This window comes from Zongyangia acetica (assembly GCF_038739695.1).
GTDB classification, from domain to species: Bacteria; Bacillota; Clostridia; order Oscillospirales; family Ruminococcaceae; genus Zongyangia; species Zongyangia gallinarum.
The window spans coordinates 282,745-295,488 of the sequence record NZ_JBBEWN010000002.1 but is presented as its reverse complement, the minus strand read 5'-3'; the positions used below and the strand labels follow the sequence as shown (position 1 = coordinate 295,488).

At 52.5% G+C, this 12,744-nt stretch carries 14 protein-coding genes, 2 tRNA genes and 1 rRNA gene; 10 read left to right on the top strand and 7 right to left on the bottom strand.

Translation table 11 applies throughout. From position 1 onward, the window contains the following. The first annotated feature begins 593 nt into the window (after positions 1–593). From WGC32_RS03235 to lexA, 4 genes are all read left to right on the top strand, one after another. Positions 594–669, top strand: a tRNA-Lys gene (locus WGC32_RS03235). Positions 670–672: 3 nt separating this feature from the next. Then, a tRNA-Glu gene (locus tag WGC32_RS03230) sits at positions 673–747 on the top strand. Positions 748–848: 101 nt separating this feature from the next. Then, a 5S ribosomal RNA gene (gene rrf, locus WGC32_RS03225) occupies positions 849–965 on the top strand. A 142-nt stretch (positions 966–1,107) separates the two neighbouring features. Then, positions 1,108–1,716 (top strand): transcriptional repressor LexA, encoded by a 609-nt coding sequence (gene lexA / locus WGC32_RS03220; protein WP_342680672.1) that lies wholly within the window; start codon positions 1,108–1,110, stop codon positions 1,714–1,716. A 33-nt stretch (positions 1,717–1,749) separates the two neighbouring features. Here the strand turns inward: lexA and WGC32_RS03215 are convergent, their stop codons facing one another. From WGC32_RS03215 to WGC32_RS03195, 5 genes are all read right to left on the bottom strand, one after another. Next, complete coding sequence (locus WGC32_RS03215) at positions 1,750–2,505, bottom strand: exodeoxyribonuclease III (protein WP_191482335.1); 756 nt, start codon at positions 2,503–2,505, stop codon at positions 1,750–1,752. A gap of 70 nt (positions 2,506–2,575) precedes the next feature. After that, a complete protein-coding gene (locus tag WGC32_RS03210) occupies positions 2,576–3,349 on the bottom strand; it encodes a biotin--[acetyl-CoA-carboxylase] ligase (protein WP_342680671.1) in 774 nt (257 codons plus the stop codon). Between the two features lie 17 nt (positions 3,350–3,366). Continuing rightward, positions 3,367–3,840 (bottom strand): metallophosphoesterase family protein, encoded by a 474-nt coding sequence (locus WGC32_RS03205; protein WP_342680670.1) that lies wholly within the window; start codon positions 3,838–3,840, stop codon positions 3,367–3,369. A 90-nt stretch (positions 3,841–3,930) separates the two neighbouring features. After that, positions 3,931–4,494, bottom strand: coding sequence for an ECF transporter S component (locus WGC32_RS03200; RefSeq protein ID WP_191482332.1), 564 nt, complete (start codon positions 4,492–4,494; stop codon positions 3,931–3,933). Positions 4,495–4,538: 44 nt separating this feature from the next. Beyond that, on the bottom strand, positions 4,539–5,402 hold the full coding sequence (locus WGC32_RS03195; protein WP_342680669.1) for a pyridoxamine kinase: 864 nt from the start codon (positions 5,400–5,402) through the stop codon (positions 4,539–4,541). A 396-nt stretch (positions 5,403–5,798) separates the two neighbouring features. Between WGC32_RS03195 and WGC32_RS03190 the strand changes: the two genes are divergently transcribed. Both WGC32_RS03190 and WGC32_RS03185 read left to right on the top strand, forming a co-directional pair. Continuing rightward, the gene (locus WGC32_RS03190; protein ID WP_191482330.1) at positions 5,799–5,981 is read left to right on the top strand and encodes a hypothetical protein; all 183 of its coding nucleotides are present in this window, start codon (positions 5,799–5,801) and stop codon (positions 5,979–5,981) included. 139 nt (positions 5,982–6,120) lie between these two features. Further along, complete coding sequence (locus WGC32_RS03185) at positions 6,121–6,432, top strand: 2Fe-2S iron-sulfur cluster-binding protein (protein ID WP_191482329.1); 312 nt, start codon at positions 6,121–6,123, stop codon at positions 6,430–6,432. A gap of 50 nt (positions 6,433–6,482) precedes the next feature. Here the strand turns inward: WGC32_RS03185 and WGC32_RS03180 are convergent, their stop codons facing one another. After that, positions 6,483–7,247 (bottom strand): heparan-alpha-glucosaminide N-acetyltransferase, encoded by a 765-nt coding sequence (locus WGC32_RS03180; RefSeq protein ID WP_342680668.1) that lies wholly within the window; start codon positions 7,245–7,247, stop codon positions 6,483–6,485. A gap of 250 nt (positions 7,248–7,497) precedes the next feature. Between WGC32_RS03180 and WGC32_RS03175 the strand changes: the two genes are divergently transcribed. Then, positions 7,498–8,115, top strand: coding sequence for a nuclease-related domain-containing protein (locus tag WGC32_RS03175; protein ID WP_342680667.1), 618 nt, complete (start codon positions 7,498–7,500; stop codon positions 8,113–8,115). 73 nt (positions 8,116–8,188) lie between these two features. Here the strand turns inward: WGC32_RS03175 and WGC32_RS03170 are convergent, their stop codons facing one another. Then, positions 8,189–8,566, bottom strand: coding sequence for a DUF6483 family protein (locus WGC32_RS03170; RefSeq protein ID WP_342680666.1), 378 nt, complete (start codon positions 8,564–8,566; stop codon positions 8,189–8,191). Positions 8,567–8,664: 98 nt separating this feature from the next. Here WGC32_RS03170 and WGC32_RS03165 point away from each other — a divergent pair, with 98 nt between their 5' ends. The 3 genes from WGC32_RS03165 (at position 8,665) to WGC32_RS03155 (ending at position 12,675) form a co-directional block, all read left to right on the top strand. Then, positions 8,665–10,134 (top strand): ATP-binding cassette domain-containing protein, encoded by a 1,470-nt coding sequence (locus WGC32_RS03165; protein WP_342680665.1) that lies wholly within the window; start codon positions 8,665–8,667, stop codon positions 10,132–10,134. 161 nt (positions 10,135–10,295) lie between these two features. Continuing rightward, positions 10,296–11,381 carry a 3-phosphoserine/phosphohydroxythreonine transaminase gene (serC, locus tag WGC32_RS03160; protein ID WP_342680664.1) on the top strand — a complete coding sequence of 362 codons (1,086 nt, stop codon included), beginning with the start codon at positions 10,296–10,298 and terminating at the stop codon, positions 11,379–11,381. Positions 11,382–11,505: 124 nt separating this feature from the next. Further along, positions 11,506–12,675, top strand: a complete 1,170-nt coding sequence (locus WGC32_RS03155) for a phosphoglycerate dehydrogenase (RefSeq protein WP_342680663.1) — start codon at positions 11,506–11,508, stop codon at positions 12,673–12,675. The last annotated feature ends 69 nt before the right edge of the window (positions 12,676–12,744 follow it).

Here is a 12,744-nt window from a genome sequence, read left to right as displayed (position 1 = left end):
TTGATAGGCTCAAAGTGTAAGCGTGGTGACACGTTCAGCTAGCGAGTACTAATCGGTCGAGGGCTTGACCTAAACAAATCCAGGTTCGAAGGTTTTCCATTGTTCAGTTTTGAGGGTGCACAAAAGTGCCCATATCTGCCAGAAGGCAGTACCACAACGAGCGCCATTAGCTCAGTTGGTATGGCCAGACGCTCAGCGAAAGCGAGCCGGAAGGTGAAGCTTGAGTGTTAGCGGTCGGCTAGTCCAACTGGAAAGTGTGTTTGGCGAAAATATGCGCCATTAGCTCAGTTGGTAGAGCAGCTGACTCTTAATCAGCGGGTCCCGGGTTCGAGGAACAGTGGCCGCTCCTAAAGATCGCTGGCTGTTCCACTCCGCTAAAAGCCTGCCCCCGGCAGCCTTTTTAAACGCTTCGTACTGATGACGCACCAAAAAGAGAAATCCTGAGCCGAAAGGCAAAGCATAATGGCTAATGACTAATATGCGCCATTAGCTCAGTTGGTATGGCCAGACGCTCAGCGAAAGCGAGCCGGAAGGTGAAGCTTGAGTGTTAGCGGTCGGCTAGTCCAACTGGAAAGTGTGTTTGGCGAAAATATGCGCCATTAGCTCAGTTGGTAGAGCAGCTGACTCTTAATCAGCGGGTCCCGGGTTCGAGTCCCTGATGGCGCACCAGATGGCCCGTTGGTCAAGCGGTTAAGACTCCGGCCTCTCACGCCGGCAACGCGGGTTCGATTCCCGCACGGGTCACCATTGACTACCTCTGAGATTCATTTCTCGTTCCTATATACAAGATTGAACCATCCCTTCGGATGCTTCATATATATGGTTAGGATGACTTCCCGTTGTCCTTTGCCGGTGCCTATAGCGATGAGGTCCCACCTGTTCCCATCCCGAACACAGTAGTTAAGCTCATCTGTGCCGAAAATACTTGGCGGGTGACTGCCTGGGAAAATAGGTCGGTGCCGGCTTCTTAAAAACCACAGTATGGAAACATGCTGTGGTTTTTCTTTATCCTGTGTTTTTGACAAATTTCGAATTATCCATTGCCAATGAACGTTTGTTTGTGGTATGATAGAAAAAAGGAATTGCGTAGAGGTGAGAAAGATGCGTATGAAGATAGATTTTGAACAGGAGATTCTGCGGTATCTCAGAGAACACAGCGGAGACGACATTCCCCCGACAGTGCGTGAAATTGCAGCTGGAGTGGGAATTCGATCCACCTCTACGGTACATAAGTACTTGGGCATTCTGGAGGAAAAAGGATATATTTCAAAAAAGAACGGTCTTAACAGGACGGTGAAGCTGAAAGATCCGTCTGCGCAGGTTCCCCCTGAAAACAAAATTCCCATTGTGGGCTTGGTCACCGCAGGGAATCCCATTTTGGCTTATGAAGAAATACTGGGCTATATTCCCAGCGGCAGAAAAAATGTGCAGGATTTATATGCGCTGCGGGTCAAAGGGGAGAGCATGATCAACGCCGGCATCTTAAACGGGGATTATGTCATCGTCCGCAGAACCCAAACAGCGGAGAACGGGGACATAGTGATCGCCCTCATCGATGAGGAGGCCACGGTTAAACGGTTCTATAAGGAGGATGGACATTACCGCCTCCAACCGGAAAATGATACCATGGAGCCGATTTATACTGACCACGTCCAGATATTAGGCCGGGTGATTTCCTCTGTCCGGTTTTATGAAGCACACAGTGCGGCCGAATAAATAAAATAGCCTTCCATGATGGAAGGCTATTTTTTATGCAAAGATTTCTAAGCCCACAGGACAGTGATCGCTTCCCATAATGTCAGAATAGATCAGGCTGTCCCTCATTTCCGGTACAAGACGGTTGGAGACGAGAAAATAGTCAATCCGCCACCCAGCGTTGTTGTCCCGGGCGTGGAACATATAGGACCACCAGGAATAGGCCCCAGTTTTATCCGGATAAAAGTGACGGAAGGAATCGGTAAAACCGTTTTCTAAAAGCTCGGTCATTTTCTGCCGTTCCTCCATGGTGAAACCGGCGTTGCCCACATTGGTTTTATAGTTTTTTAGATCGATTTCCTCATGGGCCACATTCATGTCCCCGCAGATGATGACCGGTTTTTGCTGATCCAAACCGGTGACATAGTCCCGGAAAGCGTCTTCCCACGCCACCCGGTAGTCCAGACGGGTCAGTCCCCGCTGGGCGTTGGGCGTATAGACATTGACCAGGATAAAACGGTCAAATTCCGCCGTGATAATCCGCCCCTCCTTGTCGTGCTCGGGGATCCCCAGCCCATAAGACACATGAAGGGGATGTTCCTTGCAGAACACCGCCGTCCCAGAATAGCCTTTTTTCTCGGCGCTGTTCCAATATTGCTCATAGCCGGGCAACTCCACCTGAGCCTGGCCCTGCTGCATCTTTGTCTCCTGCAGACAGAAAATATCCGCCTGAGCCAGGTTAAAGAAGTCCATGAAGCCTTTGCCCAGGCAGGCCCGCAGACCGTTGACATTCCAAGAAATCAATTTCATTTTATTTATCCTTTCCTAACAAACGCTGTTACAGAGGGTCATCTAAATGTGAGATATCAGATAGGGACTTTTACACATATCCATACATTCCCCGGACAGAGGCTTCCCCAGCGGCGATTTTGACCAGATCCCCGCCGATGCGGCAGATCAGGTTTCCATCCTCCGCCACGTCCAGCGCCTCCCCCTCCCGGGTCTCCCCTCCATAGGTGACCCGGACCTGGCGGCCTAAGGTCACACATTGGCGGCGGTACTCTTCCCACAGGGAGGCAAAACCCTTCTCAGCAAAGGATTGATAGAGCGGCTCCAGTGCATTCAGAATTGCCGCCGCTGCCTTATCCGGAGACAGGCTGACGCCGGTGGCAAGGCGCACCGAAGTGGCGTAGGGCAGTTCCCGCTGGTGAAAATAGTCCTCATTCTGAATGAGATTGACGCCGATGCCGCAGACAGCAAAAGCCCCCGACCCCATCAGCCTGGATTCACAGAGGATGCCGCAGACTTTTTTGCCCTGGGCTACCACATCGTTGGTCCATTTGATGCCAAAGTCGCCGCCGGTCATCTCCCGCAGCCCCTGCGCCACCGCCATGCCGCAGACCAAGGGCAGGGCAGACAGCCGCTGTACATCAAAATCCCAAAGCAGCAGGCTCATGGCCAGGGCATCCCGGTCGGTGGCAGCCCAGCGCCGTCCCAGCCGTCCCTTGCCTGCCGTCTGGCAGCCGGCGAGAACCAGGGTACCATGGGGGAGGGAAGCGCCCTCCCTTTTGAGATACTCGTTGGTGGAATCCACCTCATCCAGATAAATGCAGTGGCGTCCTAGGTCGTTTGTTGTCAGGTTTTCCAGTTTCATTTTGTCCCCTTTTTATACTATAAGTATATAATATTGGTGACTATACCGTTTGATACAATGTCAATAATGGCATAAGTGGGCCTTCCATCCCGGGGATGACCGATGCTGCCGGGGTTGAGGATGTAAAGGCCGTCCTCATAAGCGCTCAAAGGGATATGGGTATGGCCAAAGAGGACGATGCGCGCCTCTTCCTGACGGGCCCATTTTTTCAGCGGCTCCAGGGAGCCCTTGACGCCTAAGGTGTGGCCATGGGTCATAGCAATGGGGACCCCAGCCTCCTCAAAGACCCGGGTTACCGGAGCATCGCTGCCGAAGTCACAGTTGCCCGGCACCCCGAGAATGGCCTTTTCGGGATAGCAGTCCTGTAAGTCCTCCATATCCCGGATGTGATCCCCCAGGTGGAGGAAGAGACTGGCTCCCGGCTGGGCGTCCACCGCCTTCTTCAGCGCAAAAAAATCCCGGTGGGAATCAGAAAATACCACAATGCGCACGATGATTTCCCCCTTCTGCCAGACGGGTCAAATCCCGACCTGCTGTCCCCTATTATACCCTGCCATCCTGGGAAAGACAAGGGCTCCCAGCTACTGGTGAGAGGCTGATGATTTGCCCAGCCCCAGGGTGATGCCCCGGGCCAAAGGCACCGAAACGACCACAGCGATGACGGCGTTGAGCAGGGAAAGCAGCAGGTCTCCAACTGCCGCGAAGAGGACGGGCTTTGTCGTACCGCCGGAGGTCAGGGACAGGACGATCATGCTGTTGAGAGGGGAGAGAAAGACGTTGACCAGGATGCCGCATCCTGCCGCCAGAAAACCCCGTTTCATGGAGAAAGGCTTGTGCCCCCGGTGCATGATGAGGCCGCAGACAAGCCCGGTGAGGAATTTGCCGAGAAAGGTGCCGGGGGAGTAGAGGGCATAGGTGCCGCTGATCAGGTCAAATAAGCCCATACCCAGCCCGCCGGCCAAACCGCCCTTGACGCCGCCCAACACCAGGGCGGCGGTGAGGCAGAAGATGTTGCCGAAGTGGATCATGGCGCTGCCGGCGCCGCCGGGAAAGGGAATCCGAATGTTGATGTAGGTGCCGAGAAAGCACAGCGCTGCAAAAAGGGCGGTGAGCACAAGCTCCCGTGTGGTCGTTTTTTGATGCATAAAGTCCCATTCCATTTCTGTTAAATTTTGCGGATACAGGAGGACTAAAAAATATGATAACGGTGGGGAACCTCCCGGCTCATCAGCTCTGGCAGACACATTTCCAGCATGACGCCGTAGCGGGTGTCGCTGCCATAGCCAAAGGTGGTCTTGATGGTCAGCTCCACAAAACGGGAGGCACGGTCCATGGCCATGGGCAGGCTGTCCCCGGTGAGCATGCCGCCGGTCAGCACACTGGCGAAAATGTCCCCTGTTCCCGGATAGGAGACAGGGACATAGTCGCAGTCCACCGCCCAAAAGGCGTTTTTCTCCCGGTCGTAGCCGATATTTGCCATCTCCCCGGTGGCTAGCTTGACCCCGGTGATGACCACCTTTCCAGGCCCCAGCTCCGAAAGCCGGACCAGCATGCTTTTTCCCTGGGCCCGGGTGATGGGGAAACTGGGGAAGTCCTGATCCAGCAGCATAGCGGCCTCGGTCAGGTTGGGGGTGATGACGTCCGCCTCCCTGACCAGATCCCGCATCCGAAGCTGCAGGGCCGGAGGATGGCTTTTATAGGGTTTGCCGTGATCCCCCATCACCGGATCCACCACCGCCAGCGCGTCAGGATAACTTTCCAGAAAGGCGAGGCAATGGCCAATCTGATTCTCGGTGCTGAGAAAACCGCTGTAAATAGCTTCAAAGCCAATATCCAACTGCCGGTAATGGGCCAGGGCCGGCTCCATAAAGTCGGTCAGATCCCGATAGGCCACCTCTCCCAGCCCGCCCAAATGGGTGGAGAAAACGGCGGTGGGGACGGGACAAGCCTGGACCCCCATGGCCGAAAGGACGGGGAGGATCACGGTGAGGGAACAACGGCCAAAGCCGGATAAATCGTGGATGGCAGCCACCCGCATGGGTCTGTGATTCATCTGTTTCACCTGCATTCGCAATGTAATTTGATTATAGGACTACATCAAACCTTTGACAAAAAGCCGGCAATTTATGAAAAAATTTGCTCTTTTGTGTAGGTTTGCCATGTTGCCTCATCCATTCTAGCATGAAACCATTTCATTTCACAAGAAAACAGGTCACCTTTTTTCTGTCAAATTCCCTCGTGTCTCAGATTGTATAAATTTTGTGGCCGCTGTGCATGGATCATTGTGAAATTGGTAAAAATACCAGGGAAGGGACGGCTGCTTTTTATAGTATCTCCCAAAAAACGGGACACAATAACTACGACGGGAACACGAGAGAGAAAAGCGCACGGCAGGCAAAGCACGGCGCTGCCGTTTCCGCAACCAAGCTGAATAATGGAGGTATCTGCTATGAACAAAACTGCCACCAACGTGATGAAAGGCGCGGCCGTAGGCATCGCCGTGGGAACCGCCGCCTATATGATGGCGGGCAAATCCATGAAACCCCAGCGCAAAAAGCTGAAGAAGGGCATGGACAAAGCCATGGGAACCCTTTCCCATCTTGTTGATAACATCACCTATATGGTTAAATAATTTTCCCCCTCCAAAGGGCCGCTGCGGCGGCCCTTCCCTTTTTTATGGAAAGGGGAAAAGGCGGAAAAAATACGAATGAGAAATTTTTTGTAAAAACCTCTAGTTATTCTCCCTCAAATGCGGTAAAATAGGAGCAGAAATGAAAACAGAGGAGGCATGGCTGATGGTCTGCCGGCTCACCGTCTATGACGGAGATCATGTTACATATATCGATGCAAACAAAGGGGATCATCTGCTCTCTCTGCTGAAAGAAAACGAGATTCCCATTGACTCCACCTGCAACGGCAATGTCACCTGCGGCAGATGCAAGGTCATCGCCACCGGCCTGGTGGGCACCTTGACCGAGCAGGAGATGGCCCTTCTCACCCCAGAGGAAGTAGAGCGAGGGGTCAGGCTGGCCTGTATGGTCCGCATCGACGGCAATGCAAAGGTATACTTAATTAAAGAATAAGAAAAACGCCCCGGAAGCCAAAGCTTCTGGGGCGTTTTGGATGTTGAAAATTAAGCGTTTGGCAGCAGCAGGGCGATGAGGCTCATCAGGCCGTAGAGCACCGGCTGATGCAGGACATAGACAATCAGAGTCTTGCGGCCCACAAAGGAGAGAAACCGGCTGTGCTTTCTGTAGAAGGGGGCAGGGAACCTGCCTTCCTTGACATAGACCCCCACAAAGGAGCCCATAAAGAAGAGAAAAAGCCAGGGCAGGAGGGAAAAATAATCGGCGGAGTAAAATCCGGCGGGGATAAAGCCAAGGGGGAATAGATAGCTGGTGGAATAAAGGAAGTCTGGCAGGGGAATCTCCCAGAAGTAGGGAATGCCCACATAGCCGTTGGTGACGCCGTAGGTAAAGATAAACAGGACCAGCATGACGGCGGCTCCCACCATGGGGTGGAGCTTCTGAAAGAGGGGACGGAGCAGGCCAAAGAGCATCATAGAGATGCCCAGCATATGGAGAATGCCAAAAACAATGAGCTCCTCTGGCAGGAACAGGGCGGTAAACAGGGTGATGGCAAGGCCAAGCCCTAGGCAGATGGCGCCCCGTTTGAGATTGTTATGGGAAAACTGACAGGCTGTGCCGGAAATAAAGATAAAGGTACCGGCGAAAAAGGTCCGTACCCCGTTCATCAGGGGGGAGAAAAAGAAGGGGAAAGAAATCCCAAAGATGGCCAGCAGGTCATAGACCCCGTGATAGATCACCATACACAGGATAGCAAATCCCCGGATTTCGTCGATGAGATATACCCGCTGCCCCTTTTTTAGCTGTGGCACTGCAATTCCCTCTTTCTACCAAGTGTTTTCCCCAGTATAGCATAGACAGAGGTTTTATTTCAATTTTTTCTCACATGGCTCCGGAAAAAACAAGAAAGCTATCCAGAAAATTTCACAATTTATTCATAAAGGGAACGGGATTTATCCGTACCGAGCTATTTTCTTTGTGACGAATTTGTGATAGAATATCTGTTACAGCCCGCCGCGTCCGGCGCCGCTGTGATCATGTGAGATAAAGAGGTTATGAGAGATGCCGTTGACGCAAACACAATGGACTTTAACGATCTTTGGTATGGCGGCAGCCGTTTTGATATTGATTGTTGCCTATTTTGCCATCCGCAGGATGTACCTGATGAAAAAGGGCCGGTATGTCCGGAAAAGAGCGTATCGGATTCTCCGGCGTTATGCTGGGGTTCGCAATTTTAAGGTACTTCGAGATGTCACCGTCTCCATCCAGGGGCGGACCGCCCATACCGATCTCATGCTGATCGGCTTCTTCGGCATCATCTTCTTTGAAACCGAGGATTATGCAGGCGAATATTACGGCAATCCCAAGGACGAGACCTGGGCCTATGTCAGCCCCAACCAGCGCAAGACCCGGATCCCCAACGGCCTGACCAAGCTGGAAAAGGATATTGACGTCTACCGTACCATCTTCGCCGCCAACAACGTCTACAAAATCCAGATGGAACCAATGATCATCTTCTCCCCCTTTAAGAAAAAGACGGAGATTTACGTCCACGAAACGGTTCCTTTCCTGCGGGTCAATGAGCTGCGGGGACACCTGGATAAGGTCAAATATGACAAGGACAACGATGTGGATGTTCCACTGCTGGTGTCCTTGATCCAGAAGCATCAGAAAAACTAACGAGAAAAGCCATCTGCCCTGAGGCGGATGGCTTTCTATGCCCTTTCCCTCCTTGCTCGGGAAGAGGCGGGGGCTATATGCTTTCTAGGTGGCTGATGCCATAGAGATCCTCGATATCCCGGATGCCCTGAGCCACCTCTTCCCGGGAAAAATCCGCAGCGGCAAGCCGTGACTCCTCCATCTGGGCCAAGGCGCCGTAAAAATCGCAGGCGATTTTCAGCATCCGAGGAGAGGCTTCCTTTTCGATTTCGTCGAAGATCAGGTTTTCCGCCTCGTTGATCCGATTTTGGGAGAGGAGCCGCTTGACGGTGATGGCGGTCAGATCCCCTTCAGAGAAGGATTGGGCGTCCACCAGCTGGAACTCCTCTGGCGCCAGATCCTTATGAAAGAGCACCTTGCCCAGAAAGCGGGTCATCATTTCAATTTGTTCCATGAACCAATCGTTTTGCACCAAAAGCCCCCCTGTGTCCGGATATTTTCCTCTATTATAGCACAGGAAGCGGCTGGTGGATGCAATAACGTGAAATTATAGAAACGCAGGTGATCGTAGTGGAAAACGAAGAATACCTCCTGAAGCTGGAAAACCTCAGCCGGGCGTTTGGCTCCGGTTTTTCCCTTAAGGACATTAGCTTTACCATTGATGTGCCCCAGATTGTGGGACTGTGCGGCCTCAATCGTTCGGGAAAGACGGCTTTGGCCTCCCTATTGGGGGGGATCACCACCGGTTACACCGGGCGGGTCTATGTGGACGGCAAACGGGTCAGCCTGCGCAGCCCGGTGGAAGCCCGGGAGGCGGGCATTGTTGTGACCGGAAGGGAAAATTATCTGTTTCCTGAAATGTCGGTGGTGGACAACCTGTTCTTCGAAGAGACAGAAAAGGACAAGGTGTTTGTGCGGAAGAAAAAATACCGGCAGATGGCTTTGGAACTGTTTGACCGGTTGGATTTGAACCTAAATATCGACGCCCCGGTGAAAGCCCTGAGCCCGGCGGAGCACACCCTCCTTTCGGTGGCAAAAGCCATGCTGAAAAACCCGCGGGTGCTCATTTTTGACGATATCACCGCCCATATGACCGAGCGGGAAACCGCCATGCTCCACGGTGTAGCCCGGAAGCTGCGGGAGGAAGGATGCGCAGTCCTCATCATCTCCCACGATCTGCGGGAGCTGGCCCGCCTCTGCGATAAGGTCATCGTCCTCAAGGATGGAGCGATGACCCATGAGCTGCCCAACGCCACCTATGAGGAGCTGGTCCGGGCCATGTTGGGTACGGAGATTGGCGCCATTTACCCGGAGAAGCCGGCGCCTAGGGAAGAGGTCGCCATGGAGATCAAGCATCTCTCCGACAGTGGGAAACACTTTTCCGATATTTCCTTCACTGTGCAGGAGGGGGAAATCGTCGCTTTGGCCGGCCTAGAAGGCAGCGGCCGGGATGAAATCATCCGGGCTTTGGCGGGGCTTGTTCCCTGCCAGGGGAAGGTCACAGTGGAAGGGGAGACCTTTTCCATCCATTCCCCAGCGGATGCCATGGCCCGGGGCATTGTGGCGGTCACCGGCCCCGAGGATGAGCGGTATCAACGGAAGTTTGAGAAGGTGGCCAGATACATCTCCCAAACTGGCAAGGATGCTGGGGGAAAGGCGCGGATGATTAAGTTCCAGGATGAGCTGGAAAAATTTGGGGATTCCTTAACCGCTATCTTGTGGTTTAAAAAGCCCCAGGGGGAGAGGAAAACCCCGCTTCAGCAGATGTTGGAAAGACTCAACCAGGCTTTCGCTCAAAACGGAAAGATTTATCTGCTTCACCTTCCCACAGCACCGCTAGATATTATGGCGTCCATCCATTTTTATAAAGATATGGTCAGGGAGTGTAAGGAGGGGGTTTCCTTTATCATTACCTCCAATGACAACGAGGAACTGGCGGCGATTGCCAACAAGGTTGTGGCTGTCAAAGATGGACGTGTCTCTGCTGTGCTGACAGGTGACCACATTACAAAGAACAATATTGACAATTTCATCGGTTGAAATCTTGTACAAACGCCAAAATTTTTGGCGTTTGTTCCTTTTTGATTGACTATTTCGCTGTGAAAAAATATAATATGAGTTATAGCGCTCCATCATTGTCATATTTTTGACAATGAGTTGCTATAGGAGACAAATTTTACATTTTTTCAGGAGGTATCTTTATGGGAAGAGTTTATAACTTTTCGGCAGGCCCATCGACCTTACCGGAGCCGGTATTATCAAAAGCCGCAAGCGAAATGCTGGACTACAACGGATCCGGGCAGTCCGTTATGGAGATGAGCCATCGATCTAAAGAGTACGAAGAGATTATAAACGGCTGTGAGGCTCTGCTTCGCCAGACCCTGAACATCCCGGACAATTACAAAGTTCTGTTTTTGCAGGGCGGCGCTTCCTCCCAGTTTGCCATGGTCCCTCTGAACCTGATGAATAAAAGCGGGAAAGCTGATTTTGTTCTGACCGGCCAGTGGGCAAAGAAAGCTTACGCCGAGGCGTCCCGCTATGGGCAGTGCAATGTGGTCGCTTCCAGCGCTGACAAGACTTTCTCCTACATCCCCAAACTGGATCCGTCTACCTTTGACAAGGATGCGGACTATTTCCACATCTGCTACAACAACACCATCTATGGCACCTGCTTCAAAGAAATCCCCGACACCGGCGATGTGCCCCTGGTGGCGGATATGTCTTCCTGCATCCTGTCCGAGCCCATTGACGTGAGCAAATTCGGCCTGATCTATGCCGGCGCTCAGAAAAACATGGGACCGGCAGGTTTGACCGTGGTCATCGTCCGTGAGGACCTGATCGGCAACGCGCGGGATTATACTCCCACCATGTTTAACTATCAGATCCATGCTGACAACGGCTCCATGTATAACACCCCGCCCACCTATGCTATCTACATCTGCAAGATGGTGCTGGAGTGGATCCGGGACGAAATGGGCGGCCTGGAAAAGATGAAGGAATACAACCAGAAGAAAGCTGCTATCCTCTATGATTTCCTGGATAGCTCCAATCTGTTCAAGGGCACCGTGGTAAAAGAAGACCGCTCCATGATGAACGTTCCCTTTATCACCGGCGACGCGGACTTGGATAAAAAGTTCATCGCCGAAGCCAAGGCGGCTGGATTTATCAACATCAAGGGCCACCGTTCTGTTGGCGGTATGCGTGCTTCCATCTACAACGCCATGCCCATCGAAGGCGTTGAGAAGCTGGTTGCTTTCATGAAGAAATTTGAGGCCGAAAACAAATAAAACGGTCTCTTTGGTGGGCTGTGTTACGGTGCAGTGGGTTTAGCTGCGGTAATGGCTTGAAAAAGCTATGGCAGCGTCTTGCCGCCCGCAAAACCGCCACAGCTGTGAAGAAGGAGGAACGATCATGTATAATATACTGACCCTCAACAAAATCAGCCCAATTGGGCTGGAAAAGTTTGATAAGAATAAATACAGCTATGCCAGCGAGGTTGAGAACCCCGATGCCGTGCTGGTGCGCAGCGCATCCATGCATGACATGGAATTCCCAGCGTCCCTGAAGGCCATTGCCCGGGCAGGCGCCGGCGTCAACAACATCCCCCTGGATAAATGCAGCGAGGCTGGTATTGTCGTCTTCAACACTCCCGGCGCCAACGCCAACGCTGTCAAGGAGCTGGTTATCTGCGCGTTGCTGCTCTCCTCCCGGAAGATTGTCCCGGCCATCGAATGGGCCAAGGGCCTAAAAGGCGAGGGCGAAAACGTAGCAAAGCTGGCGGAAAAGGGAAAATCCCAGTTCGTTGGCCCTGAGATCAAGGGCAAGAAATTGGGCGTTATCGGCCTGGGCGCCATCGGCATCCTTGTGGCCAACGCCGCCGTCCATCTGGGAATGGAAGTCTATGGCTATGACCCCTACATCTCTGTAGATGCCGCTTGGGGCCTTTCCCGGTCGGTCAAACATGCCAAGACCTTGGGCGAAATTTATGAGAACAGCGATTATATTACCATCCATGTTCCTTCCACCCCCGAGACCAAAGGAATGATCAATTCTGAGTCCATCCAGACCATGAAACATGGGGTACGGATCATGAACTTTGCCCGTGGCGATCTGGTGGTCAAAGAAGACATCCTGGCCGCTCTGGATGAGAAGGCGGTAAAGGTGTATATCACCGACTTTTTGGAGGACGAATACCTGGATCATCCTGGTATTATTGGCCTGCCCCATCTGGGCGCCTCTACTCCGGAGAGTGAGGACAACTGCGCCAGCATGGCCGCTGAGGAGCTTATCGACTTCTTGGAAAACGGAAATATTACCAATTCCGTCAACCTTCCGCCGGTATCTATGCCCAGAACCACAGATGTCCGCCTGGGCGTCATCCACCGGAATGTTCCCTCCATGCTGACCCAGATCTCGGCCATTATGGCGGAGCGGGGCATTAACATTGAGAATATGACCAACAAGTCTAAAAAGGACTTTGCCTACACCCTGTTGGATGTGGTAGGAGAGGTGGATAAGGATATCGTCGCCCAGCTGGAAGGGGTAGAGGGTATCATCCGCGTCTTTGTGTATAAGAAATAAGCAGATAGCTGCTTTTCCTAGAGGTCTTGGATTGCTCCAAGACCTCTTTTTTATGTATTTAAAAACAAA